Genomic DNA, 25,621 nt, shown 5'->3' with positions numbered 1-25,621 from the left:
AAAAACGATTTTTCAGAATTTCATTTAACTCAACGAGACTACCGTGTCAATGAGTTACGGCCTGTTATCTTTAGGGTTGAAAACCAGCAGACTATGAGCCAAAAGGGATTATACGTACAATATGGTTGTGGGTTATCGGCACCCACAGAATGGATTAACTTTGACACCTCCCCAACCCTACGTATTCAAAAAATACCCTTATTGGGCCGTTTGCTTAAAAATCAGCTCCCCTGCACGTTCCCCGCCAATGTCCGTATTGGTAATATTATCACGGGATTGCCCATACCAGCCGATTCCTGTCTGGGTGTGTATAGTTCGCACATCCTGGAACACCTTTGTCTGAACGATTTCCGGAAGGCGTTGAAAAATACGTATACCATTCTGCAACCGGGTGGTTTATTTCGCTGCATCGTTCCCGACCTGGAGACGTATGCCCGACAATACGTTGCCGAACTTGAATCGGGCGACCCCAGGGCGAGTCACCGGTTTTTATCACCCTGGGGTGAACGCGCCATGCTGGGTGTCGAGAGTCGTCCGCGCGGGGCGAAGGGCATACTAACGGCTTTGTTGGGTAATTCGCACCATCTGTGGATGTGGGATCGCCATTCGTTAACCAACGAACTGCAAGCCGCTGGTTTTGTCAGTATCCGGCCCTGCGCATTTAACGACTCGACCGATCCGATGTTCCGCTATGTAGAGGACCCGGACCGCTTTCAGTCGGCGGTTGTGCTTGAATGCTCCAAACAGCAAAGAAAGCCGTAAGCCGATCGATTGTTATCAGGTCGTTAATCCTCACAAATCAAGAGACCAATTGTCAACATTTGTTGCGGCAGGTTGAAAGGATTGACGAAATCACTCCATTCTGCAACAGTAGGCAATGCTTGCCAATCGCCTTTGGTAAGCGTATTCTCCCGAAAAACGCTGATTTATGAACGTAGTCGTACGTGTGTTCGCCAGTCTTGTCCTGCTTATGATGTCTCTTCCTGTTGTTGCACAGACCAACGCCAGTAAAGAGGAGTGGATTCAACTATTCAACGGCAAGGACCTGCGCGACTGGGACATCAAGATTGCCGGGCTTCCCCTGAATGATAATTACAAAAATACCTTCCGGGTCGAAAACGGGGTGCTTCGAATTGCCTACGACCAATACAAAACGTTCGATGGGAAATATGGGCACATGTATTACAAGACGCCCTTTTCATACTACATCGTCCGGTTTACATACCGTTTCGTTGGCAACCAGACGCCCGGCGGAGATTCGTGGAATGTTCGGAATAGCGGGGTCATGGTACATTCGCAGTCGGCTTCGAGTTTATCGCTGGGGCAGACGTTTCCTGTATCGCTGGAATTGCAATTACTGGGCGGATTAGACAAAGGAGAGCGTCATACCGCCAATCTGTGTACGCCCGGTACACAAGTACACATGGGTGGCAAACTCCGGGCCGAACACTGCATCGACTCCGATTCTAAAACCTACAATGGCGATCAGTGGGTAACATCGTCGGCCATTGTGCTGGGCGATTCCATAGTCCATCATCTGATTGGCAGGGACACCGTTCTGACCTACGAAAAAACACAGGTTGGTGGTGGGTTTGTCAGCCGTGATCACGACTGGAACGCCGGACACTTCAGCCAGGAAGCAGCCGCCTATTGGGTTAGCCGGGCCAACACGCCTCTGAGCGAGGGCTACATTGCTCTTCAGGCCGAAAGCCATCCAATTGATTTCAAAAGCGTTGAAGTGCTTAATCTGAAGGGTTGTACCGATCCGAAAGCGCTGAACTACAAGTCCTATTTTCTGAAATCAGATAATACGCAGTGTCGATATAAGTAGGTCTTTGACTTGGAGCCGTAGAGCCGTGCCACGGTTACTGATCCACTTGTTATAACCGTGGCACGGCTCTACGGCTCCAAGTCAAAGACCTGATAAGAAAAAATAGGTGTACCGGATTTAACCAGTTTCTCAATCTTCCTTTACGTCAAACCTGATGAATCGTTCTTGTCTTTATACACTTGGTCTACTGATCGGTGGACTTTCTGCTCATGCCCAGTCCTGGCAACCGGTTACCCCGAAAAATACGTGCGAAACCCGTCATGAAAACGCAGCCGCTTTGGTTGGCGACAGCCTGTATGCCATTGGCGGACGAGGTATAAAACCGCTGGAAGCACTCAATCTGAAAACATTGATCTGGAAACGTTTACCGACTCCGCCGGTTGAGATGAATCATTTTCAGGCAATCAATTACAACGGCGAAGTTTATGTAATGTGTGCTTTTGAGGGGAAATACCCGCACGAAACGCCCATTCCGAACATTTATATCTACAGCCCTAAAAAGGGCGAATGGCGCAAAGGACCAGAAATCCCAAAAGAGCGGCTGCGCGGTTCGGCAGGCGTCGTGGTTTACAAAGACAAAATTTACCTGAGCTGCGGGATCATCGATGGCCATTGGGACGGTCATGTTGCCTGGCTGGATGAATATGACCCGAAAACCAATACCTGGAAACGACTGGCCGATGCTCCCCGCACCCGCGATCACATTTCAGCCGCTGTAGTCGGCGACAAAATGTATCTGGCGGGTGGCCGAAATTCGACGGCTCGTATTAATAAAGTACTTGAAACGACTATCGCGGAGGTCGATGTGTATGATTTCAAGACCAATCGCTGGGAAACGTTGCCAGCCACATCCAACATTCCAACGCAACGGGCCGGTAGCACAGCGGTTACGCAGGGTGGAAAAGTTTGGGTAATTGGCGGTGAAACAACACAGCTACTGGCCCACAACGAGGCCGAAGCACTCGATCCCAAAACCAATCGCTGGACATCCGGCCCAAAAATGAAGCAGGGTCGTCATGGTACTCAGGCAGTTGTGTACGACGGGAAAATTTATATTGTTGCCGGTTCGGCCAATCACGGTGGAGGACCTGAACTGAATACGGTTGAAGTCCTGAAATAAGAATTTGCCCCACTGGCATTAGGAAAATGTTCTCCTGGTGCCAGTGAAACTGTTAGTTAACTTAAACGGTCGGCAATTGCCATGAATTGCGGTAGTGCGCTTTTACCAGTTCATTTGCTTTAGGATTGCTGGTAACAGTGGCTGTCGCATCGTCCCAGAATAATTGTTGTCCCAGCCGATGGGCCATGTTGCCTAACTGCGCATGCACCGCTACGTTACGCCCCACATCGACCGGGCAGTTGGGCTGCTGACGGCTTCGAATGCACTCAACAAAGTTAAGTGTGTGTCTGTCGAGGTCTTTGCCATCGCCGAACCGCGCGGGCATAGCGGGCGTGAGGTACTTGCCCGCTTCAACCTCCGGCAGCACCTCCCACTTGCCCCGATCAATAACTACTGTCCCCAGATTACCAATAAAAGCCACTCCGTGATCGCGGTCGTAGGGGCCGCGCCCGGTACCGAGTGATTGTTCCCATGACAGGGAGAAATTATCATAATCATAAAGGACCTGCATGGTGTCGGGTGTTTCGCCATCGTGATCCGGAAAGCCAAATCGGCCACCCATCGCCATCACTGATTTAGGCGTAGTGACCTGCATTCCCCATAACGCAATATCGATCATGTGAGCGCCCCAATCGGTCATCAGGCCACCAGCATAATCCCAGAAATAACGGAAAGTTCCATGGAAACGGTTGCGGTTGAAAGGATGTTGGGGTGCCGGACCCAGCCACATCGCATAGTCGACACCTGCCGGAACGGGCTCGTTGGCAACTACCGGAAAGGTTTTGCCATAGGGCATGAAAGCCCAGGTTTTTACCGACCTGATTTTGCCAATCTGGCCAGACCTGACAAAGTCGAGAGCTGCTTTCCAATGTTCACCACTTCGCTGCCATTGCCCAACCTGCACAATGCGCTTGTGTTTTCGCGCGGCTGCCACCATCAGATCACATTCCTCAATACTATTGGCTAATGGCTTTTCCACATACACGTCTTTCCCCGCCTGACAGGCATAAACCGTTGGCAGACAGTGCCAGTGGTCGGGTGTTCCGACGATAACCGCGTCGATGTCTTTGTTTTCCAGGAGCTTTCGGAAATCAGAATAGAGCGTAACCTTCTGACCCGCTGCTGCGGGTCGTTTTTCCAGCTCGGTCGCTCGTTTATTGAGCACATTCTGATCAACGTCACAGAGCGCGATACAACGTACACCCTGATGTTTGAGCATCGATGTCAGGTCGGCCCAGCCCATGTTGTTACAGCCAATCAAGCCAATCGATACGGTGTCGGCAGCTGAGAACTTTCGTTGCTGATCAGTTGCCGTCAGCTCATTCGGAAGCAAGGTGGTCAAGCCCGTAGTAACAGCCAGCTGAGTAGAGTTTTGTAGAAATTGTCGGCGCGTCGTAGTCATGAAAAAAGGGAGTAAGAGCCAGGAGTTAGTCAGGAATACTACCATAAGTCAGCGAATCATTTTTTCTTTACGATTCACTGTAAGTTTTGAGCTAAGAGGCAAACGTGATGGATCGGAGATCTATAAAAAATGGCCCACATTGCTACAGTTAGCTTTGATTCAGCTTGCTGATTGGCGATTGAATAATTTATTGTCTTTGTTTGTTATGTCACTTTTTTGGGCTATGCAATCACCTTCGCCCATACCTCAAATCGAACAATTCTCTGATGACGAACTGGTCCGGTTTTGCCTTGCTAATCCAGAGTTGAATGTTGAGCGTGACGAGAATGGCACATTGTTTATGACTTTGTCTCTCACCCACCTTCTAACCAGTTCAAATAATAGCGAGTTAATTGGCGAATTTGTCATTTGGAACCGAAAGGCCAAAGCCGGGAAAGTCATAGACTCGAATGGTGGATTTTTTCTGAAAGATAAATCCTTGAAAGCGCCGGATGTAGCCTGGATTCGTAAAGATCGTTGGGATGCGCTAAGTCTCGATGAAAAAAAATCATTTCCATACCTGGCTCCTGATTTTGTCCTGGAATTGCAATCTGATTCTGACAACATTAATGACCTGAAGAGTAAAATGGAAAAGTGGGTTCGGTTGGCGTGGTTAGTGTCAACCCGTGAACAGCAGACGTATCGTTACCAATCAGGTCAGGAAGTCAGCGTGATTCCTTTTGCCAGTACACTTTATGGCGAGGATGTGTTGCCGGGCTTTGAGACGGTTTTGGCTGATATTCTGGAATTATAGTTTCTTACTCAACCTATAAAAAATGCCCCGACTGATATCAGTCGGGGCATTTTTTATGACATGACCGAAAGCCCGCTAAACCGGAAAACCTTTGTAGTGCGGACCTGCAAGCCGTAAATTAATACGGTTGAGCCGACTGCGATTCTTCAGCTGCCTGACGGACTCCTTCTGCCTGCGTTTCATTCGGTGTAGCATGGCCGGTATTATCCTGTCGAATGCCTTCTGCTACCCGACGCCCGTAATCCTCGTCGCATTTCGTGAACAACTCAATCATCTTATCCTGAACGACTTTATGGGCCGGTTTCAACGCCCCAACCAGGTTATTGATCAGATCGTCGCGTTCCCAGTCTTCAAACGACCGATACCGTTCGCCCGCCTGTTTAAAATCGTTGGTACGCTCAATTTTTTGCCGAACCAGATTCCCGGCAACGTAAGGCGTGTGGTCGGGACCGGGTTTTGTCGATTCTTTCAAGCCGCCCAGTGATGATGGCTCGTAATTGACATGTGGATTTTGTCCCGGCGCGGTGTCTACGACATACGCCATCTGTCCATCGCGCTGGTTGGTTGCCACTCGTTTTTTCGGTGCGTTGATCGGGAGTTGCAGGTAGTTGGCGCCAACGCGATACCGTTGCGTGTCGGAGTACGATAGTGTCCGCCCCTGAAGCATTTTATCGTCTGAAAAATCCAGACCGTCAACGAGTACCCCTGTCCCGAATGCTGCCTGCTCTACCTCTGCGAAATAGTTTTCGGGATTACGATTTAGCACCATCCGGCCAATGGGTAAAAATGGAAATTGGTCAGTTGGCCAGAGTTTGGTATCATCTAAGGGGTCGAAATCGAGCTCGGGATGGTCGTCGTCGCTCATGATCTGTACGCAGAATTCCCATTCCGGAAATTCACCCCGCTCAATAGCTTCATACAGATCCTGCGTCGAGTGGTTGAAATTCTTGCCCTGAATCTGCTCTGCCTGGTCCTGGGTCAGGTTTTTGATCCCCTGTTTCGGTTCCCAGTGGTATTTTACCAGAACCCCTTCGCCTGCGTCATTGACCCATTTGTAGGTGTTGACCCCTGATCCCTGCATTTGCCGGTAAGTGGCCGGAATACCCCAGGGCGAGAACAGAAACGTAATCATATGCATGGCTTCCGGCGTATTGCTAATGAAGTCGAAAATACGCTCGCCATCCTGCCGATTCGTTACCGGGTCGGGTTTGAAAGCGTGAACCAAATCCGGAAATTTCATCGCATCCCGAATAAAAAACACTTTCAGATTATTTCCGACTAAATCCCAGTTGCCATCTTCCGTGTAAAATTTGGTTGCAAAACCCCGTGGGTCGCGTAGTGTTTCGGGAGAATGGCCACCGTGAATGACTGACGAGAATCGCACAAATACGGGTGTCTGTTTACCTTTTTGCTGGAACAATTTCGCCCGGGTATATTTCGCAATGGGTTCGTTTCCCACCAGACTATAGGCTTCAAAATACCCATGTGCACCTGCACCACGGGCATGAACAACCCGCTCCGGAATCCGCTCCCGGTCGAAATGGGTAATTTTTTCCAGAAACTGATAATTCTCCAGCGTCGTTGGCCCGCGGCTCCCAACCGTGCGCGTGTTCTGATTGTCGCTAATGGGGTGGCCTTGCCGGGTTGTTAGCGTTTGATCATCCGTATTGGCATTGTCCTTTTCTGACTGGCCATTTGCCGGATGACCATTGCCATTCTGGTTTTTCGTTTCCATAGTGAAAAGATTAAACGTAGTATCTAGTTAACCACCAGACTTTGCAGGGTGTTTAAGCAGTCACGGAAATTTAATGTACGAAGACAGCATCCTGAACGGGCTATGCCATCGGGAAGCTGGCAGGCCAAAAGTTGATTTTTGCTATTTGGGTAACAGGTCAAATGAACCAGTCGTCGGGTCGAAATTGTATTGGCGCGGAATACCCGTGGCTAGTTCAACTTTCTCAATGTCTTCGGGACTGATCGCTTCCAGTTTCATAACCAATGTCCTCAGACTGTTGCCGTGGGCGGCAACGAGCACATTCTTTCCGGCTTGCAGGCAAGGAAGAATAGTCGATTCAAAATACGGAATGACGCGGTTGTAGGTATCGGCCAGGTTTTCGCCATTAGGGGGTCGGTCTGTGAAACCACGTCGCCAGCGGAACACCTGTTCTGCGCCGAAACGTTGTTCGGCTTCGTCTTTATTCATACCCTGTAAATCGCCGTACATGCGTTCGTTGAGGGCTGCATTGCGTTGGATGGGGAGGTCGGTCTGTCCGGTTTCCTGCAGGATAATAGCCATCGTTTCAATAGCTCGCTGCAATTCGGATGTAAATCCAATGCCGAACCGATCGTCTTTTAGCAGGATTCCTGCTTCTCGGGCTTCATGCCGACCAAGATCAGTCAGGGGCGTGTCTACATTACCCGTGAATCGGTTTTCCAGATTCCACTGCGATTGTCCGTGTCGGACGATGACAAATAAAGGCATGAGGTGGGCGAATGGTCCTGTTTACTAGTACTCGTTTGAGTCACAAAGTGTTTGCCAAAGGATTGGTTCCCGGCTAAAGTGATTCTAATGGCTTCTTACTTCTCCTTGCCAACTAAATCTGTAGGGACGCCCTGCGAAAACTGATTTTTTTGAAACCGCCACCTGATTTAGTGTGTTGTCAAATTGAGCTAATCTCAATTAATGGTGCGTCGGTTGCCGTTACTAACCGGCGATTTTTCCTTCACATACCAACCAATTATTATGAGCAAAATTGCTTTGTTTGGTTTCGGCCGGATTGGTCGTACAGCTCTCCGAATCGCTCTGCGCGATAACCTCTTTACGCCTGTCGCTATCGCCGACATCAAAGATGAATCTACACTGGCAGCCCTTTTTTCTGTAGATACCAACTACGGTCGCTGGCATGAGCCTGTTAGTGGAACAGAAGGCCATCTGAAAATTGGCGATCGTGACATCCCCTATTACAATTCGGCAAAAGAAATTCCAGATTGGGGCGCTATGGGCGTCGATCTGGTAATTGACTGTACAGGGCGGGCGACAGTTCGCTCGATAGCGCAGGCTCACATCGACCGGGGTGCTAAACGTGTCCTGATCAGTGCGGCCAGTAAAACGCTGGACGATTGTGATGCCGTATTGCTGAAGGGTATTAACCTGGAAACATTCGATCCGGAAAAACACAAAATCATCAGCATGGCCAGTTGTACAACCAATGCGCTGGCGGCTGTTGTAAAGGTTATTAAAGATAATTTTGGCATCAAATCGGGCCTGTTCTCCACGGTTCATGCCTATACCAATACCCAGTCGCTGACCGACCAGCCAATGAAAGACCGGCGCGATTCGTGGGCAGCGGCTGAGAACGTAATTCCGTCTTCGTCGGGTGCGGCCAAGGCACTGAAATTCATCTGGCCAGATTTGCAAATCACGGGTAAAGCCTATCGCGTACCGGTTCGGACAGGCAGTATCGCCGAATTGAACCTGCTGACCGAAAAAGACTGCTCGGTTGAGGAAGTAAACGAGGCATTCCGGAAAGCGGCCGCTGAAGGTCCGCTCAATGGTGTCATGGATGTACTCGAAGGCGAATGGGCATCGAACCGAATTGTGGCTGATCCACACTCATCGATTATTGACCTGCCTTTGACGGCCAAACAGGGTGACCTGTTATCCGTTGCGGCCTGGTACGATAACGAATGGGGTTATGCCACTCGTTTAGCTGAAGTAGCCGCTCATTTAGCGTCGAAATAGAGTAATTTAGATTAATTGGAATCAGGATTCGAATAGGCTATATTTTCATAATATGATCTATCCGGACCCTGATTTTTTTGTTTAGCGTAGAGCAATGAAACTGTTGATACTATCTGTTAAATCCAGGAAAAGTATGTATAATTATAAATTTTATATATTTAAAAAAATCTGATACTTGGCTATTAGCAAATGAACAGACAGAAATCAAAAAGACGTACACTTTGGGCATTAGCCTTTGGCTTCATTTTGGTGAATATTGTTGCCTTTTTTCACGCCTACAAGTTTACACATTTCGCTGATACTGAAGGTAAAATCACGGAAAGCCCGGACAAACTCTCGGTGATCGATAAAATAGAACCGTTGCTTTTTGGCATAAATAATCCAAGGCCAAAAAATAAAATGAAGCCAACACAGCCGTTTGAAACCGTAAAGCTTCAAAGCAACAAGGCAATCGGATGCTGGCATATAAAGGCCGATAGCGCGAAAGGGACTATAATTTTATTCCATGGCTATGCTGGTGATAAATCAAGAATGCTTGATAAGTCGGATGAGTTTATAAAACAGGGATACAATACTTTTTTGGTGGACTTTATGGGAAGTGGCGAGTCTGAGGGGAATCAAACAACCATTGGATTTAAAGAAGCCGAGGAAGTAAAAACTGCATTTGATTATTTGGTCAGGAATGGAGAGAAACGCATTTATTTATTTGGAACATCGCAGGGAGCCGTTGCGATTTTGAAGGCACTTTATGATTACCCACTTAGTCCAAAGGGAATCATACTTGAATGCCCCTTTGGGTCAATGTATCAAACGACTTGTGCAAGGTTTACGGTTATGAAAGTTCCTTCGTTTCCAATGGCCGGACTGCTGGTTTTTTGGGGAGGTTTTCAGAATGACTTTTGGGCGTTCGGGCATAACCCAACCGACTATGCAACGCGCGTAAAATGCCCAACACTACTACTTTACGGCGAACAGGATAAGAATGTAAGCAGGCAGGAAATTGATGCCATTTATAAAAATCTAACCGGCAAAAAGGAGCTGATAACGTATCCGCTTGCCGGACATGAAAATTTTTTAAAACAATACAAACAAGCGTGGATTCGAGATACTCAGCATTTTTTACAAACCATTGGCAAATAGCTTAGGCTGCCTTAGTAAGACACACGATTTATTTGTGATATAGTTAGAAATGTAGGGAAATAATTGTTTTTATTTAATTATCTATTAGATAGATACAACTAATTTAAATTGTACTAAATCAATTTGTGCCAGGGCTTGCCGATCTTTGTATTTTGATCAGATACAACCCTTATGGCATCAACTCGTTCTAATACAGCGCTTTTCGGCGCCGAATTGGTAGGGACCGCTCTCTTGCTTTTTATCGGGTTGAGTGTTGTTATTTTCAACTGGGGAACAGGATCTGTCATGGCAACGCTCGTACCCTCAGAATCGTTACGTCGGGTCATAACCGGTTTTCTGTTTGGTTTAACGGGTTGCCTGATAACACTGTCGCCAGTCGGTAAAATCAGCGGAGCACACATCAATCCGGCCGTAAGTATAGCTTTCTGGCTTCGGGGTAAAATGAAAACCCGTATCATGATTGGCTACGTCTGTAGCCAGTTAATTGGGGCCATCATTGGCAGTCTGCCGTTGTTATTTTGGGAGCAACAAGGCCAAAGCATACGCTATGGAATTACGTTGCCCGGTGATGCAGGCATACAAGTGGCATTTATTGGCGAAGCGTTGACCACGGCCTGCCTGATTATTCTTCTGTTCCTGTTTGTTGGCAATAAAAAACTTCGGAATTATACGCCTTATACGATCCCTTTTCTATACGGATTTATGGTTTGGGCCGAGGCTCCTTTTTCCGGATGTAGTACGAATCCGGCGCGTAGTTTTGGGCCTGCCATCGTTAGTCAGTACTTTACTGATTACTGGCTATACTGGCTGGCTCCTTTGACGGGTGTCATTGCGGTAGTGTCTGTATTCCGGTTGCTCCGGTTACACCATTATTACCATCTTGAAGCGGCTCGGGTTAGTTACCACAACAGTTATACCCCTAACTGTTTAAAAACAACCGATAACCTATTCAAAGAAACGGCTCCGGTTGGAATAAGTTCTTGATTTACAGGTAAATATACTTCCTATGCGCTATCGTAATTTTAGATCGACCACAATCGCGCGATGATCAGAACCAGCCTGATCGAGGGTTCGAAATGATAGTGGAGTGAAACCGCTGTTCACAAACGCATGATCGATCGGGATCATCATTGGCGGTAAAAAGCTTGGCCATGTAGGTTGCGTTTTGATTTGCCGGGCAGCTGTCAACATCCCTTTCTGGCCCGTTTTCATACGGCCCGCATCAGGCTTGAACAACTCTTCGTAAATAGGCGAAAACGGACTAATGTTAAAGTCGCCAATCAGGACCGTTGGCCTTGCGTTATACCGGGTTTTATGGGCAGCAAAAGCCAGTTGCGCATTCCGTTCACGAAACCAGCTGGGAATTACCGGTGTATGTGGATGGACTGTAACCAGCCCTATCGCCTGACCTCGCACCTGGGTCGTCAGCGAAATAATGTGGCGTTTGCGGGCAAGCGGCAAATCGATCTGGAAGGCAGTGCGACTTCCAACCAGCGTCCAAACCTGCTGCTTCGACGGGCAGGCAAACCAGTAGGGAAATTCGGCTGCTACCTGCGTCGTCACTAAACGAATTTTATCGGGCGTCATCTCCTGCAATACGTACAGGTCAGAACGTTGCTGTTTGAGCATGGCTACTGTAGTCGCATATTCGTCGCGCGAGTAGAGAACATTGGCATGAACCACCCGGACATTGCCCTTTGCTGATGGAATTGCTGTATCGTAATCGCCCGGTATCCAGGAGGTTTGGTTCAGGTAAGCCGTACTGACCAGTGATGCAATTGCCAGAACTGATAGGACTGGCTTTACTTCTTTCCAATAGATAAGCCAGTAGAGTAGCCATAGGCCAATGAAGCCATACGATACCCATTGGTATTGAATGGTAAAATGGCTGAACAGTTCAAAAAAATAGAAACGCCCCAGAAACCGACCCGCCAGTGAACTGGCAAAAAGGCTAATGGACAAAACCGCTAACCAGCGATTGAGCCAGTGCGCGTTAACGAGTTTTTTGGGTAAACGAGATCGGTATGTGGCAGATGAAGTCGAGGCAAGCATAGAGTAAAGCTATCATACCCGACACCGGTTTTTGACTAACGAATAGCCTGGTTGGTCGGGTTTCTCGTCGTTATCAACGAGTAGTTTTATCCGTCGGTTGATCTTAAACGTGTTGGTTACTTCTCAAATATAGCTAAAAAAGGCTCATTGGCCGCTTTACGATCTGGCACACGCCTAAAAACAAGTATGAAAAAACGGTCCATCGGGCGACTTGTCACCAGCTGTCTATTTACTCTTCTGATTATCTGTTCGGAATCGATAACCTTTGGACAAACCTCGAAACCACAGTTTCGGGTCCTGGCCATGACCGAAGCTGGTGGCATCCATGCGCCTTTTGTGGCTGCGGCTAAAGTCTGGTTAAAACAGCTGGCCGACGAAAACAACTTTACAATTGATTACATCGAAAACGCAGAACCTGTCAATGATGCATTTCTGGCTAATTATCAGCTGTTTATTCAGTTAAATTATCCCCCATATATGTGGAGCGATACGGCCAGGGAAGCCTTCCGGAACTACATCACGCAGGGCAAAGGAGGCTGGGTTGGGTTTCACCACGCTACGTTGCTGGGCGAGTTCGACGGTTACCCGATGTGGCCCTGGTTTTCGGAGTTTATGGGCGGCATCCGGTATAAAAATTACATCGCCAGGTTTGCCAAAGCAACCGTACAGGTCGAAGCTAAAAACCATCCTTGCATGAAAGGCGTACCGGCCACGTTTGAGGTGCAAAAAGAGGAATGGTATACGTACAACAAAAGTCCCCGCCCGAATGTCAACGTGCTGGCAACCGTTGATGAATCGAGTTATTCGCCCGATTCGGAGATAAAAATGGGGGGCGATCACCCGGTTGTGTGGTCAAATGAGCACGTGAAGGCGCGGAATGTATACGTTTTTATGGGGCATCATCCCGATTTGTTCAGGAACGATGCCTTCACGACTATTTTCAGAAATGCTATATTCTGGGGTGTCGGAAAATAAGTGAAGAGATTCTTTTCGGAACCAAACGATACACAGACAAATGCCGGGACAATTAATCAGGGCGGGATTTTTTCTTTGCTTACTGTATGCTTCTCAGACACTGAGTGCACAATCCGTTAAGGTGCTTGCCAATCAGGTTGGTTATGAGGGCAGTAAAGCAAAGAAAGCGATTGTTGTTGCTGATCGACAGCTTACCATTTCGAATTTTCAGCTCATCAATACGGGAACCGGTAAAGTCGTTTATTCGGGGAAACCGGTATTCAGTGGTCCGGTAAACAAATGGAAAAACTGGCGATTCTGGACCATCGATTTTTCGCCCTATTCAACGGAAGGTAGCTATCAGGTGCAGATTACAACGGCGGGGAAAACCATTGCGTCGTATCCGTTCGCGATCGGGCGGAACGTTCTGGAGCAGTTTACGCTGTCCGATGTGATTTATTATTTTAAAGGACAGCGCAGTTCAGGACTACTGGACAAAGCTGATCACCACTTGATACTGGCTGGGAGACCTGCCGATACCCTCGATGTTCACGGCGGTTGGTATGATGCGTCGGGCGATTACGGAAAACATCTTTCCCATCTTACGTTCTCGTCCTATTTTAATCCCCAGCAAATTTCACTGACTGTCTGGAGTCTATTGAAAACACACGGGCAATTAACGAATCGATCGGGAACCGACTTTCGTCAGTATGTCCGTCGGTTGTTGGACGAAGCCATGTATGGAGCCGATTATCTGGTTCGGGTGCAGGCAAAAAATGGTTCCTTTTATCGATCGGTGAAAGCGCCCGGTCCCGGTAAACTGGCTAAAGACCGGGTTATTCAGGCCGAAGACAAAGCTTACCGCATCAAGCAAACCAAAGACCAGACACTGACGACCACCGCCGACGAAACCAACTGGCGTAGCTATCAGGTTAGTTATCGGTCGGGTGGGGGAGTTGCCATTGCTGCGTTGGCGATGGCATCGACTTACGACATCGACATGACGGGCGACTATAGCCCAACGGATTATTTAAAAGCAGCCGAAACCGCATTTGCTTTTCTGGAGAAAGAAAATGTGGCGATGACCAACGACGGTAAGGAAAATATTGTCGATGATTACTGTGCGCTGACCGCAGCAACGGAATTGTATAAGGCCACAAAAAAAGACGTTTACAGGAAAGCGGCTGATAAACGGGCAGGCCAATTACTAAACCGACTTGCGTCCTGGAAAAACTACAGGGATTACTGGCGGGCCGACGATCAGGACCGGCCTTTCTTTCATCCATCCGATGCGGGTTTACCAGTGGTTAGTCTGGTCTATTACTATCCGCTGGCTTCGACCGATGTCCAAAAAGCGATCAAACGAGTCATAAAACGGTCAATGGCTTATGAAATGGCCGTGACTCAGGAAGTAAATAATCCATTTGGCTATAGCAGGCAGTTGGTGCAGGATACGCTCGGAAACCGACGCACAACGTTTTTCTTTCCGCATGGCAGTGAAGCCTCTCCCTGGTGGCAGGGCGAAAATGCCCGGCTCGGTTCGATGGCAACCGCGGCCCGCCTGGCAGCTACCCTATTCACCGACGATAAGCTATTTCGTAATCAACTGGAAAGTTTTTCGCTCGATCAACTGAACTGGATATTAGGACTTAATCCATACAATGCCTGCATGGTGCAGGGGGTTGGCCACAACAATCCAGCCTATGGGTTCTTTGGTACATTCGAATATACCAATGCACCCGGCGGCATTGTAAACGGCATTACGTCCGGTTTTACAGACGAAGATGACATCGATTTTAACCTCGCGTATAAGATGACCGGTAAAGATGCCGACTGGCGATGGGCTGAACAATGGTTGCCTCATGCTGCCTGGTATCTGATGGCAGTAGCGGTTAAGGAAGAGTGAACGAACGGCTGCGTGAAATAAAACAGGACTTTCGCAAAAAGCCGTGCCACGGTTTGATTTAGCCCGATAGATTACCGTGGCACGGCTTTTTGCGAAAGTCCTGTAAAATTAGAAAACGGAGCCGAAATCCTTTGCCGTGGCCTCCGTGTTTACAAATGGAGTTACAACTGTTTCACTATCATAAAAAGCAAAAACGCCGGACATTTCTGCCCGGCGTTTTTGTGCTTTCAGGTTTACTGATTTACGGGTTGCAACCTGAATATATAGCCCGGATCTTCGACTGATACATACAGATAACCATCTGGACCCTGTTTGATGTTGCGAAGGCGACCGACGTTCTTCAGCAGGTTTTCCTGCTTAACAACTTTGTTACCCTCCATCACACAACGATTCAGGTACTGGAACCGAAGGGATCCAATCAATAGATTGCCTTTCCAGCCGGGGTATTTAGGGCTGTCGACGAAGGCCAAACCGGATGGTGCAATAGACGGTAGCCAATAAGTAAGTGGCTGTTCCATACCTTCTTTCGCCGTAAGGTTAGTGATGGGTTTGCCATCGTAGTTGATGCCGTAGCAAATAATCGGCCAGCCATAGTTAGCTCCCTTTTTAACGATGTTCAATTCATCGCCCCCGCGCGGGCCGTGCTCATTCGTCCAGATTTCGCCCGTAACCGGATGTTTGAGCATGCCCTGTGGGTTGCGGTGCCCGTAGGAATAAATGGAGCCGCGAGCGTTTTTGTCCTTTACAAACGGGTTATCTTCCGGAATTCGGCCATCGTCGTATAAGCGGTGAACTTTACCCAGATCGTTGGCGATTGATTGTGGGTTTTCCTTTTCATTGCCTCGCTCTCCCACCGATACAAACAGATAACCTTTGTTATCGAAAGCCATCCGCGAGCCGTAGTGGTGACGGGTTTTCGAGTAGGGCATCGCTTCAAAGATGACCTTTTGATCGGTCAGCGTGTTGCCTGCTAATTTGGCGCGCATGACGGCCGTCGTAGAAAGCTTCTGATCGCCTTCATTCTTGACCGCAGAATACGAAAAATACACAAGCTGATTTTTGGCAAAATCAGGATGCAATACAACGTCGAGAAGGCCACCCTGCCCTTCGGCCAAAACCGTTGGGCCACCTGAAATTTTGGTCTTTTGCTGGTTCTGACTAACCCGGTAAATATCGCCGGAGCGAGTGCTCACCAGCATGTCGCCTTCGGGTAAGAATGCCAGCCCCCACGGAGAGCCTAAATCCTTCGCAATCGTATCGAGCTTAACGGTCTGGCCTTCCGATGAAAAAACGTTTGACGTCGGTTTGCTGGCAAATTTATACTGGTCAACGTTTTTCAGGCTTTCCAGAATCAGGTCAGCGAGGTCGCCGATTTCTTTTTCATTCAACGTAGCTTTCCAGGTCGGCATTCCCAGGTCAGGGTATCCTCCCGAAATACTCGTCATGAGTTCGGCTTTTCCCGTACCATGTTTCCACTTCCGATCCACAAAAGCTTCCACTTTTTCGCCATGACACGAAGAGCAATAAGTCTGATAATTCTCTCGGGCGGTTTTAACGACTGGTTTTTGGTCGATAAGAAAACTGCTCAGACAGAACACGACCGCAAAGGCAGCACCAATGGTATAGCGTAGCATACAGACAGGTTGTTTTAGGGGTGAAGCGTGGGATGCGGTATTTTTACTAACTAATTTTTTGGGTAGTTACAGTACTGCAAGCTCTTTGCGTTCACCAATCTGTTGCCGCCACATGGCATAATATAGCCCTTTTTGGGCTAATAAATCAGCATGGCGACCCTGCTCGACCACCTGACCCTGTTCCAGAACGAAAATCCGGTCGGCGTGGAGGATGGTGCTCAGCCGGTGAGCGATCAGGATTGTAATATGTTGTCGTGAGCCTGATAATTCGCGTACGGTTCGGCCAATTTCTTCTTCGGTAAGGGAGTCGAGGGCCGAGGTAGCTTCATCGAAAACCAGGAGTGCCGGTTTGCGGAGCAGGGCGCGGGCAATGCTCAGCCGTTGTTTTTCGCCCCCGGATACTTTGACACCACCTTCGCCAATCACCGTATCGAGACCCTGCGGTGCGCGGGAAAGCAGCGAATCGGCAGCCGCCTGACGCAGTGCTGTCAAACATTCGGCATCGGTAGCGTTGGGTGCTACGAACCGGAGGTTTTCGCGGATGGTTCCGGCAAAAAGCTGCGTGTCCTGCGTCACAAATCCGATTTGCTCCCGAAGCTCATCCAGATTTACATCAGAACCAGGAATGTTGTTGTACAAAATCTGGCCACTCAGGGGTTTGTACAGGCCGACCAGCAACTTCACGAGTGTGGTTTTGCCAGAGCCGCTCGGACCAACAAACGCAATGGTTTCGCCGACTCCTGCATCGAATGAGATGCCATCGAGCGCCGGTTTTTCGGCGGTCAGGTGTTTGAAATGCACATCCTCGAAAGCCAGTGTTTTAAGCGATTTGACCGACTGCGGGTGAGCCGGTTGAACATCGCGGGGTGTATTCAGGATTTGCTGAAAATTAGCGAGCGAGGCTTCCGTTTCACGATAAACGTTGATGATATTACCCAATTCCTGCAACGGTCCGAAAATGGCAAACGAATAAATGAACAATGAGAAAAATTCGCCCACCGTAATGCGCTCCTGCACCACCAGAAACAACATGAGCAGCATAATGGCATTGCGGAGCAGGTTTACAAACGTTCCCTGCACAAACGAGAGCGACCGGATGTAGCGTACTTTTTTGAGTTCCAGCTTCAGGATTTTTCCGGTTGTGGCGTTCAGCCGTTCGGTTTCCTGCTGGGCCAGACCAAGGCTTTTTACCAGCTCGATGTTGCGAAGGCTTTCCGTCGTAGAACCGGCCAGCGCCGTGGTTTCAGCCACAATCGTTTTCTGTACGGTCTTGATCTTTTTGCTCAGCAGCGAACTCACAAAACCGAGCAGCGGAATGGTCAGAAAATAGGCCGGAGCAATGGGCCAATACACCGTGGCAGCATACCACATCACAAACACAATGCCCACCACCGATGTAAAGAGAACATTGACAAACGATTGAATGAGCTTTTCGACGTCGGATCGTACTTTTTGTAGTTTACCTAATGTTTCGCCCGATCGTTGGTCCTCAAAAACCTGGTAGGGCAGTTCGAGCGAATGCCGGAGACCATCGGTATAGAGTTGTGCGCCGAGCCGCTGGGTAATTACATTGACGTAATAATCCTGAAAGTTCTTGGCGATACGGCTCACCATAGCTACACCGAGTGCCTGCAAAATCAGGACACCAGCGCCGTTTTTAAGAAAGCCCCAGAAGTCGATGGTGCGTAGTGTACCACCGGGCTTCACAACATACTGGTCAATGATTTTTCGGAAGATATAAGGGTCGAGCAGCGAGAAAATCTGATTGATAGCTGCCAAAAATAGCGCAAGCGCCAACAGGCCCCAATAGCGCCGTAAATAGGTGTAAAGAAGTTGCATAAATGAGTTTGTAGTAAATGCAGTTCGTATTTGTTGTTATGCCGACTGTCCAGAATGCCGGTCTACTCTGTTTCTATAACACAAAAAAAAACGTATTGAGTCAATAAAATGAAAAAAAGCCGGATGTTTCCACCCGGCTTTTTTGCCATACTATAAGCGTTCTATCCGCAGGCCGGATGCCTGCCTTACGGCTTGCCGGTGCGTTTTTGCAGGAAATGAATTAACGGCTGAACGTCGTCGGGCAGACTCGTGTCATCGAAAGTCAAACTGACCTTCTTTGAGCCGTCATGCAGATCGAGCCGGTATTGGTAACCATCCCGCAAAGCAGGATTCCCTGAATCAGATGCATAGGCATCGGGATGCGCTAACACATGATCTACCAGCTTTTGTAAATCGGCTGGTAACTCCGTGGTTTTAACTTCCGTTTGGGCTACCTGAGGAAATAATCCCCCTTCGCGCGAATAAACTAATTTCATGATTGGCACCTTTCTTTACAAACCGACTGCCTCAAACGATTGTTTCACGGTTGCTTCGGTCGTTGCCGGTACGCTTCCGGCCTTCGCCAGTTTTTTTGCCAGTTTAAGCATCGCCGTTTTGAAACTCTTAAAGCTTGTTGTTGGCTTGAGCGTTTTCAGCGTTTCGAACCATAACAAAGCCGCTTTGTCGGTTTGAATGGCCGTAGCGACCAGAAAGAACACTTTGTTGGGAATACCGCTATTGATGTGTACTCCGCCATTGTCTGCCGATCCTTTGTAGATCGTAGTCATGTGATCGGGCTGCGGGTCTTTCCCCATCAGTGTATTGTTATACGCAGTGCCGGGCGCTTTCATCGACCGTAGCGCCTGACCCTGAAGCGCTGGCCCCATAATTTCATCACCAATCAGCCAGTCGGCCGTTGCTGCGGTCTGATTTTTGGCAACCTGTTTGATCACCGAGCCAAACACATCGGCATAGTGCTCATTGAGCGCTCCCGACTGCCCCTGATAATTCAGTCCGGCCGTATATTGCACAACTCCATGCGTAAGTTCATGCGCCGTTACGTCCAGCGCATTCGCTAAATTGATGAAAACCTGACCGTCGCCATCGCCAAAGGTCATCTCATCGCCGTCCCAGAACGCATTGGCGTATTCCTGCCCGAAATGCACATTCAGAATCAGATCGGCCCCGTGATTGTCTACTGACAGGTAATTGAACGCTTTCTTGTAATAATCGCGTACGGCTCCCGCATTTTCGTAGACTTTATTGACTACCTGATCGGTAGAAGCGACACCTCCTTCTTTACGAACGAGCAGAAGGCGCTGATGCTGCGTCGTTTTGGAGTCATAGACAAACCGGTCGGAATTTTTTGTTGGAGGAGCCAGCAGAAAGGGCTGGCTGTTGCGTAACGAGATCTGCTCAGCACGACGCGCTCTGAATTCGCGGCTAATCGTTTTCGTTTGGGTTGAGATATCAACCCCTGATTTTTTCAGTTCATCGACCACAAATGGCGGTATAATGTGGCAATTGCAGGCATGATAGTTTTTCATAAAATAAAGGGATTTAAACTGTGTTGACGTGCTGGGGTGAAATAGGGTAGTTGATCAACTGATTAATCTATAACAGATTGAATGCCAGTGATGAATATCATACTTACTAATTTGTTTGCCTTAATTCGGCTACTTATATAAACTATACGTCTGGTATTGAGGATACGAAAGTTGCCAGAAAATCAATAGAATTAGGCTTAACTTTCGACAATGGTTACGCCCGGATCGTGGTAGCTTGTCAGGTCGAAAATCGATCCTGAATCAGAATTGCCTGTGGTAGTATACGATTATAAAAGTGGCCAATCGATTCGTATTTGCCAAATTATTTTTCATAAATACATCGTACGATAACTTGAAAAAGTTATAAATTAGTTTGTTTAATTGAATTATAAGGGGAATCTTTAAAATCATTTAGGGATTTTCTTCGCTGGATTGACTATACATAAAATCACAATAGACAGCATCTCGGATGAATTACCAATCAGTCCTGGACGAGCAGTTGTTGACCTTCCTGAAAGAAGACGATGCTGAAGCTTTTAAAGAGCTTTATAATCGCTATTGGTATAAGCTTTTCAGTGTGGCTTATCACAAGATTGGTATGAAGGAAGAAGCGGAAGAGCTGGTTCACGATGTGTTTGAGAGTATCTGGAATAAGCGCCAACAACTTGTGATTAGTCATCTGGGCGCTTATCTGGTAGTCGCGATCAAGCATCTGTCAACGAATTACATTAAATCGCAGATCAATTATCGGAAGCTTCAGGAGCATCTCATTTTTCATCAGATTCAGCAATCCTTCTCGACCGAAGAGCTGGTTAATTTTTCGGAACTATCGGAGGCTCTGAAACAGGTAATGAAGAAACTTCCCGAGCAAAGCAGTGAAATTTTTAAATTAAGTCGGTTTGAAAATCAATCGGTGAAAGATATTGCCAGTCGCCTGAATATATCCGAAAAAGCGGTTGAATACCACATTACGAAATCGATCAAACTACTCAAGGAAGACCTTAAAGCCTACCACAATTATAATTAAGTAGGTCTCTTTCAAGCACTCCAAATTGTCTGTATCATGTCACAATATGACTTTGATGAATTGCTTCAGAAATACCTTGCCGGAAACTGTGATCCGGCCGAGGAGAAGCTAATTCTTGACTGGTATCAAGACATGATTGTTCCGGGCCCCGAACCCGTCGATCCACAGACGAAAGAGGTCATTCGTCAGCGCATCTGGAAAAAACTTTCCGCCAATACCATTGACAGATTAAAGACCATACCCCGGCATTGGCTTTCGCAGCATTGGATGGCCATGGCAGCCTGTGTAGCGCTCCTGATGGTGGCCGGTATTTGGCTGACCTATTCGTTCAGAACGCAGACTGGCGCGATCGCTCATCTGAATGGCAGTATAGAAATAAAAAATACAAGCCATAAGTCGCAGATAATCAAGCTTGAAGATGGTACCGTCATTCGTCTCAAACCAACCGGTATCCTGAGCTATCCGGAGCATTTCGGGGATAAGAATCGAACCGTTTACCTGAAAGGGGAAGCTTTTTTTCAGGTGAAGAAAAATCCGGCAAAGCCATTTATTGTCCACACGGGCGAGTTAGTGACAGAGGTTCTGGGAACGAGCTTTACCATAAAATCGTACGAAGGAGCCAAAGACATTGAGGTTGCAGTAACCACTGGCCGGGTGTCGGTTTATCAGGCCACCGAAAATTCGTCTGTAACCCGTAAAGAGGTGATACTGAAGCCGAATGAACGAATTACTTACAATACCCAGAGTAAAGAATTGATTCCAACGCTGGTTGAAGCGCCCCTGAAGGTAATGCCACCGAGCCAGCCCGAAAGTTTTGTCTTCAACGGAACGCCTTTACCCGATGTGCTTGCCCGGTTACAGTCGGTTTATGGAATTGATATTTTTACGGAAAGTGATGCCATGAATAGTTGCGTGCTGAATGCTGATTTGACTGAGCTTCCGATGTACAGTCAACTCGAATTGATCTGCAAATCTATTAATGCTACTTATGAAATACGAGGAACAAGCATTTTTATAAAAGGCAAAGGTTGCCAGTATGATTAGTCCTCTCAACCACTACTAGTTCATACCTAAATCGCTGATAGTACGTTCCTAAACCCTTATCAGCTTTCATCCATTTTTTCACATCCATTGGGCTGGTGTTTATCAGCTACAGGGAAGCTTTGTTTTACTCTATACCGATTACTTAACTCTTTTGCTTGACTATGAAAAAAAAATTCTCCGTAAGAACACTTCTGCTGGGGTCTTTACGGACGTCGCACACCCTTTTACTGCTCATCGCTCTCTGTGGCGGTGTGTCAACGGCCCACGCAACCCACGGACAGGAAATTTTGAATAAACCGATTTCGCTGACGCTGGAATCTGTCGACGTAAAAAGTGTACTGACTCAGATCGAGAAAATCGCCAGTGTTAAATTTGTCTATAGTACCCAGACGATTCAGACAGGTAAAAAAGTATCCGTATATGCCGATAATCGAAAATTATCTGCTGTTTTGAGCGAGATATTAACGCCAATGGGCGTTGCCTATGAGGAAGTTAGCTCGCGGATTGTTCTTCGGAAGGTGGAAGTAGAAAGCGGGGCCAACCGCCCAAACGTCGAAGCCCCCAATCCGATGGCCGTCGTAACCGGTCAGGTTTCCGATGAGAAGGGGGCTCCCATCCCAGGCGCAACAGTCTTAGTGAAAAACAGCCAGCTAGGAACCACATCCGATGCGGCCGGTAAATTTTCGATCAATGCGCCCGATAATTCGATTCTCGTATTCAGCGCCATTGGTTTTGAAGGAAAGGAAGTGACCGTGGGTAATCAAACCCAGATCAATGTCGTCCTGAAAGAGTCATCACAAAACCTCAATGAGGTTGTCGTTACAGCGCTGGGTATTAAGAAGGAATCCAAAAAATTAGGATACGCTACAGCCACAGTAAATACGGACCAGATCACCGTTAACCGGACCACGAACCTGGGAAATAGTTTGCAGGGGAAGGTTGCGGGCGTAAACGTCACGGCTCCGGCGGGTGGACCCGGCGGCACATCTAAAATCCGGATTCGGGGCCAATCGTCATTTAAAGGCGATAACTCCCCATTGATCATCGTCAACGGGGTGCCGATCAACAATACCAACTTTTCGAGCCGTCAGGGCGATGTTGACGGAACATCGAACCGGGGTGGTTCGGCTGCCGATGGCGGAGATGGTCTACAAAGCATTAATCAGGATGATATTCAGACACTTACCGTTCTGAAAGGGTCAACGGCTGCGGCACTTTACGGATTCAGAGCGAAAGATGGTGCCATTGTAATTACAACAAAAACGGGTCGATCTGGTGGCGGAATCGGTGTTGATTATAACTCCAACTTCACTGCCGATCAGGCCCTCGATTACACTGATTTTCAGTATGAGTACGGCCAGGGTGAACACAATATCCGCCCGCAAACGGTTGGTGAAGCGCAAAGTACGGGCGTCTATAGCTTTGGCGAAAAAATCGATGGTAAGCCTACCTATCAGTTTGATGGCGTACAACGGCCCTATACAGCGAATAAAAACCGGATTCGTCAGTTCTATCGCACCGGTACAAACTGGACGAATACGATAGCCCTGTCGGGTGGCAATGATAAAGGAGCGTTCCGGCTATCGTTTGCCAACAATGATGCCAACTCCATCATGCCCAACTCGGACTATCACAAACGAATCATCAACCTGTCGCTGAATTACCAGTTCACGCCCAAGTTTACGGTTCAGCTGAACGGGAACTACTCGAACGAGTTCAACCACAATCCTCCGCAGATCGGCTTGCAGGATATGAACGCCAATACAACGGTCTATACCACGGCCAATACGGTTGATATGCAGGTGCTCAAAGATGGTCGATATGACGAAAATGGGTACGAGCGGGCTACGTCCCGGCTTACCAACCGGAACAATCCGTACTGGGTTGCCTACGACCGTTTCGAGAATATCCACCGGGACCGGCTCTTTGGCAATGCTACCTTGCGGTATCAGTTTACCGACTGGCTTTATTTGCAGGGTCGGGCGGGGCAAGATTACTATACCCGTCCTTATGATTACGACAAACCGACCGGTACACGTTCGTTAGCGGCAGCGGCCAGCGGTTTTAATGGCTATTATTATCAGGAAGTAATCACCTTCCGGGAGAAGAATTTCGATTTTCTGCTGGGGGCGAACCGCACATTTGGCAACTTCAGTATGGACCTGACCCTGGGCGGCAACCAACTGCAACAGGAATATACCAACAATAGCGCGGCTGCTACCAACTTCTATATTCGGGGTCTGTATACGATCATGAATGGTCAGATTAAAGACCCCCAATATGCCTATAGCAAGAAGAAGGTCAACTCGTTGTATGGAGCCGCTGAGTTCTCCTATAAAAACGTTGTGTTCATCAATGCAACCGCGCGGAACGACTGGTTTTCAACGCTGAACCCACAATCGAACAGTTATCTGTATCCATCGATCAGTGGTAGCCTGGTGTTGAGCGATGCGCTCAAACAGCGCCCGACCTGGTTGAATTATGCGAAAATCCGGGCAGCCTATGCTGAGGTTGGCGGTGATACGGACCCGTATCAAAGCAACCTGTATTATAGCCTGAATGCCAATTCGTTTCAGGGACAGGCGCTGGGAACAATTGGCACCAATGTCAGCCCAAACGCCAACCTCCGACCGCTGAAAGTTAGGGAAGCTGAAGTCGGTATCGAACTGCGTGCGCTGAACAACCGGGTGAGTTTAGACATGGCGGTGTACCGTAAAAACACGGTCGATGAAATTCTGAACGTTGGTATTTCCAATGCGTCGGGTTATGACAACACGAAAGTAAACGTAGGCCGTCTGCGCAATCAGGGGGTTGAAATGCTGTTAACCCTGGTGCCTGTTAAAGCCAAAGACATTAACTGGGAAACGAGCTTCAACGTTACCTATAACGAAAGCCTGGTACTGGCGCTGGCCGACAACCAGCCTGGGTTTAAAGTCGGTCAGGGGGACTTTTTCGGCGAAGTATGGCAGGAAGTAGGCAAACCAATGGCCTCTTTACGGGGCTTTGCCTACAAGCGTGATGCACAGGGGCAAATCATTACGGCGGGCGGGAAGCCTGTAGCCGGTGATTTCGTGACCTTCGGCAGCGCCATTCCGAAGTGGACGGGTGGCTGGTTGAACACGGTTACGTATAAGGGTATCCGTATCTTTACGCAGATCGATTTTAAAGCGGGTAACAAAATTATTTCGAACTCGAACCTGAACTTCCTGCGTCATGGCTTGTCGAAAGAGTCGCTGGTTGGGCGTGAGGGTGGTGTGGTTTTCAATGGTGTCAATGCGGATGGGTCGAAGAATACGCAGGCGGTCGATGCCGAAGATTTCTACGCCAGTTACCGCAGCACGAACCTGGCCGAACCGTTTATCTATAACGGTGGATTTGTTCGGTGGAGAGCCCTGTCAGTTGGTTATGATCTGTCGCGTTTTGTCAATAAAACCTTTATCAAAGGCCTGACACTGTCGGCAATCTGTAACAACGTACTGATGATTAAGAAATTTCTGCCGAACCTGGACCCGGAAGCCGTTAACGGAGCATCGGATAATATTCAGGGAATTGAAACCCATACCTTACCGACAACACGTAGCTACGGCCTGAACCTGAGTCTGAAACTTTGA

The 25,621-nt window shown here is 48.1% G+C and carries 20 protein-coding genes; 12 read left to right on the top strand and 8 right to left on the bottom strand.

Features of this window, described 5'->3' with window-relative positions; translation table 11 throughout:
* Positions 1-93 precede the first annotated feature (93 nt).
* The 3 genes from GJR95_RS12725 (at position 94) to GJR95_RS12715 (ending at position 2,951) form a co-directional block, all read left to right on the top strand.
* A complete protein-coding gene (locus tag GJR95_RS12725) occupies positions 94-762 on the top strand; it encodes a class I SAM-dependent methyltransferase (protein ID WP_162386224.1) in 669 nt (222 codons plus the stop codon).
* A gap of 166 nt (positions 763-928) precedes the next feature.
* Positions 929-1,831: a 3-keto-disaccharide hydrolase gene (locus tag GJR95_RS12720; protein WP_162386223.1), complete on the top strand. Its 903-nt coding sequence runs from the start codon at positions 929-931 to the stop codon at positions 1,829-1,831.
* A gap of 154 nt (positions 1,832-1,985) precedes the next feature.
* Positions 1,986-2,951: a Kelch repeat-containing protein gene (locus tag GJR95_RS12715; protein ID WP_162386222.1), complete on the top strand. Its 966-nt coding sequence runs from the start codon at positions 1,986-1,988 to the stop codon at positions 2,949-2,951.
* Positions 2,952-3,012: 61 nt separating this feature from the next.
* Here the strand turns inward: GJR95_RS12715 and GJR95_RS12710 are convergent, their stop codons facing one another.
* Positions 3,013-4,353, bottom strand: coding sequence for a Gfo/Idh/MocA family protein (locus tag GJR95_RS12710; RefSeq protein ID WP_162386221.1), 1,341 nt, complete (start codon positions 4,351-4,353; stop codon positions 3,013-3,015).
* Positions 4,354-4,558: 205 nt separating this feature from the next.
* Here GJR95_RS12710 and GJR95_RS12705 point away from each other — a divergent pair, with 205 nt between their 5' ends.
* The gene (locus GJR95_RS12705; protein WP_232541169.1) at positions 4,559-5,146 is read left to right on the top strand and encodes a Uma2 family endonuclease; all 588 of its coding nucleotides are present in this window, start codon (positions 4,559-4,561) and stop codon (positions 5,144-5,146) included.
* 118 nt (positions 5,147-5,264) lie between these two features.
* On the opposite strand, the gene GJR95_RS12700 is transcribed toward GJR95_RS12705, so the two are convergent.
* Positions 5,265-6,881 carry a catalase gene (locus GJR95_RS12700; protein WP_162386220.1) on the bottom strand — a complete coding sequence of 539 codons (1,617 nt, stop codon included), beginning with the start codon at positions 6,879-6,881 and terminating at the stop codon, positions 5,265-5,267.
* 141 nt (positions 6,882-7,022) lie between these two features.
* Positions 7,023-7,628: a 2,3-bisphosphoglycerate-dependent phosphoglycerate mutase gene (locus GJR95_RS12695; RefSeq protein ID WP_162386219.1), complete on the bottom strand. Its 606-nt coding sequence runs from the start codon at positions 7,626-7,628 to the stop codon at positions 7,023-7,025.
* A 261-nt stretch (positions 7,629-7,889) separates the two neighbouring features.
* Between GJR95_RS12695 and GJR95_RS12690 the strand changes: the two genes are divergently transcribed.
* The 3 genes from GJR95_RS12690 to GJR95_RS12680 all read left to right on the top strand — a co-directional run bounded on the left by GJR95_RS12690 (position 7,890) and on the right by GJR95_RS12680 (position 11,012).
* The gene (locus GJR95_RS12690) at positions 7,890-8,888 is read left to right on the top strand and encodes a type I glyceraldehyde-3-phosphate dehydrogenase (protein WP_162386218.1); all 999 of its coding nucleotides are present in this window, start codon (positions 7,890-7,892) and stop codon (positions 8,886-8,888) included.
* Positions 8,889-9,077: 189 nt separating this feature from the next.
* A complete protein-coding gene (locus tag GJR95_RS12685; RefSeq protein WP_162386217.1) occupies positions 9,078-10,028 on the top strand; it encodes an alpha/beta hydrolase in 951 nt (316 codons plus the stop codon).
* 171 nt (positions 10,029-10,199) lie between these two features.
* Positions 10,200-11,012, top strand: coding sequence for an MIP/aquaporin family protein (locus GJR95_RS12680; protein WP_162386216.1), 813 nt, complete (start codon positions 10,200-10,202; stop codon positions 11,010-11,012).
* A gap of 27 nt (positions 11,013-11,039) precedes the next feature.
* Here GJR95_RS12680 and GJR95_RS12675 read toward each other — a convergent pair whose 3' ends face one another.
* Complete coding sequence (locus GJR95_RS12675; RefSeq protein ID WP_162386215.1) at positions 11,040-12,080, bottom strand: endonuclease/exonuclease/phosphatase family protein; 1,041 nt, start codon at positions 12,078-12,080, stop codon at positions 11,040-11,042.
* Between the two features lie 186 nt (positions 12,081-12,266).
* On the opposite strand from GJR95_RS12675, the gene GJR95_RS12670 reads away from it, so the two are divergent.
* Together GJR95_RS12670 and GJR95_RS12665 are read left to right on the top strand one after the other, a co-directional pair.
* Positions 12,267-13,055, top strand: coding sequence for a ThuA domain-containing protein (locus GJR95_RS12670; RefSeq protein ID WP_162386214.1), 789 nt, complete (start codon positions 12,267-12,269; stop codon positions 13,053-13,055).
* A 40-nt stretch (positions 13,056-13,095) separates the two neighbouring features.
* Positions 13,096-14,940 carry a glycoside hydrolase family 9 protein gene (locus GJR95_RS12665; RefSeq protein WP_162386213.1) on the top strand — a complete coding sequence of 615 codons (1,845 nt, stop codon included), beginning with the start codon at positions 13,096-13,098 and terminating at the stop codon, positions 14,938-14,940.
* A gap of 233 nt (positions 14,941-15,173) precedes the next feature.
* On the opposite strand, the gene GJR95_RS12660 is transcribed toward GJR95_RS12665, so the two are convergent.
* From GJR95_RS12660 to GJR95_RS12645, 4 genes are all read right to left on the bottom strand, one after another.
* Positions 15,174-16,574: a PQQ-dependent sugar dehydrogenase gene (locus GJR95_RS12660; RefSeq protein WP_162386212.1), complete on the bottom strand. Its 1,401-nt coding sequence runs from the start codon at positions 16,572-16,574 to the stop codon at positions 15,174-15,176.
* A gap of 66 nt (positions 16,575-16,640) precedes the next feature.
* The gene (locus tag GJR95_RS12655; protein ID WP_162386211.1) at positions 16,641-18,413 is read right to left on the bottom strand and encodes an ABC transporter ATP-binding protein; all 1,773 of its coding nucleotides are present in this window, start codon (positions 18,411-18,413) and stop codon (positions 16,641-16,643) included.
* A 185-nt stretch (positions 18,414-18,598) separates the two neighbouring features.
* Positions 18,599-18,889 carry a protealysin inhibitor emfourin gene (locus GJR95_RS12650; RefSeq protein ID WP_162386210.1) on the bottom strand — a complete coding sequence of 97 codons (291 nt, stop codon included), beginning with the start codon at positions 18,887-18,889 and terminating at the stop codon, positions 18,599-18,601.
* Between the two features lie 15 nt (positions 18,890-18,904).
* The gene (locus GJR95_RS12645) at positions 18,905-19,939 is read right to left on the bottom strand and encodes a M4 family metallopeptidase (RefSeq protein WP_162386209.1); all 1,035 of its coding nucleotides are present in this window, start codon (positions 19,937-19,939) and stop codon (positions 18,905-18,907) included.
* Between the two features lie 469 nt (positions 19,940-20,408).
* Here GJR95_RS12645 and GJR95_RS12640 point away from each other — a divergent pair, with 469 nt between their 5' ends.
* From GJR95_RS12640 to GJR95_RS12630, 3 genes are all read left to right on the top strand, one after another.
* Complete coding sequence (locus tag GJR95_RS12640) at positions 20,409-20,966, top strand: RNA polymerase sigma factor (protein WP_162386208.1); 558 nt, start codon at positions 20,409-20,411, stop codon at positions 20,964-20,966.
* A gap of 36 nt (positions 20,967-21,002) precedes the next feature.
* A complete protein-coding gene (locus GJR95_RS12635; protein WP_162386207.1) occupies positions 21,003-22,010 on the top strand; it encodes a FecR family protein in 1,008 nt (335 codons plus the stop codon).
* Between the two features lie 161 nt (positions 22,011-22,171).
* On the top strand, positions 22,172-25,621 hold the full coding sequence (locus GJR95_RS12630; RefSeq protein WP_162386206.1) for a SusC/RagA family TonB-linked outer membrane protein: 3,450 nt from the start codon (positions 22,172-22,174) through the stop codon (positions 25,619-25,621).

The sequence above is a fragment of the Spirosoma endbachense genome (assembly GCF_010233585.1).
Taxonomy (GTDB): Bacteria; Bacteroidota; Bacteroidia; order Cytophagales; family Spirosomataceae; genus Spirosoma; species Spirosoma endbachense.
The sequence above is the reverse complement of the archived record's forward strand: the minus strand, read 5'-3'. Positions and strand labels throughout refer to the sequence as shown.

Bases quoted from the DNA above. Each gene is read 5' to 3' on its own strand.
- GJR95_RS12725 (WP_162386224.1), top strand. From the start codon at position 94: ATGAGCCAAAAGGGATTATACGTACAATATGGTTGTGGGTTATCGGCA.
- GJR95_RS12720 (WP_162386223.1), top strand. From the start codon at position 929: ATGAACGTAGTCGTACGTGTGTTCGCCAGTCTTGTCCTGCTTATGATG.
- GJR95_RS12715 (WP_162386222.1), top strand. From the start codon at position 1,986: ATGAATCGTTCTTGTCTTTATACACTTGGTCTACTGATCGGTGGACTT.
- GJR95_RS12710 (WP_162386221.1), bottom strand. From the start codon at position 4,353: ATGACTACGACGCGCCGACAATTTCTACAAAACTCTACTCAGCTGGCT.
- GJR95_RS12705 (WP_232541169.1), top strand. From the start codon at position 4,559: ATGTCACTTTTTTGGGCTATGCAATCACCTTCGCCCATACCTCAAATC.
- GJR95_RS12700 (WP_162386220.1), bottom strand. From the start codon at position 6,881: ATGGAAACGAAAAACCAGAATGGCAATGGTCATCCGGCAAATGGCCAG.
- GJR95_RS12695 (WP_162386219.1), bottom strand. From the start codon at position 7,628: ATGCCTTTATTTGTCATCGTCCGACACGGACAATCGCAGTGGAATCTG.
- GJR95_RS12690 (WP_162386218.1), top strand. From the start codon at position 7,890: ATGAGCAAAATTGCTTTGTTTGGTTTCGGCCGGATTGGTCGTACAGCT.
- GJR95_RS12685 (WP_162386217.1), top strand. From the start codon at position 9,078: ATGAACAGACAGAAATCAAAAAGACGTACACTTTGGGCATTAGCCTTT.
- GJR95_RS12680 (WP_162386216.1), top strand. From the start codon at position 10,200: ATGGCATCAACTCGTTCTAATACAGCGCTTTTCGGCGCCGAATTGGTA.
- GJR95_RS12675 (WP_162386215.1), bottom strand. From the start codon at position 12,080: ATGCTTGCCTCGACTTCATCTGCCACATACCGATCTCGTTTACCCAAA.
- GJR95_RS12670 (WP_162386214.1), top strand. From the start codon at position 12,267: ATGAAAAAACGGTCCATCGGGCGACTTGTCACCAGCTGTCTATTTACT.
- GJR95_RS12665 (WP_162386213.1), top strand. From the start codon at position 13,096: ATGCCGGGACAATTAATCAGGGCGGGATTTTTTCTTTGCTTACTGTAT.
- GJR95_RS12660 (WP_162386212.1), bottom strand. From the start codon at position 16,574: ATGCTACGCTATACCATTGGTGCTGCCTTTGCGGTCGTGTTCTGTCTG.
- GJR95_RS12655 (WP_162386211.1), bottom strand. From the start codon at position 18,413: ATGCAACTTCTTTACACCTATTTACGGCGCTATTGGGGCCTGTTGGCG.
- GJR95_RS12650 (WP_162386210.1), bottom strand. From the start codon at position 18,889: ATGAAATTAGTTTATTCGCGCGAAGGGGGATTATTTCCTCAGGTAGCC.
- GJR95_RS12645 (WP_162386209.1), bottom strand. From the start codon at position 19,939: ATGAAAAACTATCATGCCTGCAATTGCCACATTATACCGCCATTTGTG.
- GJR95_RS12640 (WP_162386208.1), top strand. From the start codon at position 20,409: ATGAATTACCAATCAGTCCTGGACGAGCAGTTGTTGACCTTCCTGAAA.
- GJR95_RS12635 (WP_162386207.1), top strand. From the start codon at position 21,003: ATGTCACAATATGACTTTGATGAATTGCTTCAGAAATACCTTGCCGGA.
- GJR95_RS12630 (WP_162386206.1), top strand. From the start codon at position 22,172: ATGAAAAAAAAATTCTCCGTAAGAACACTTCTGCTGGGGTCTTTACGG.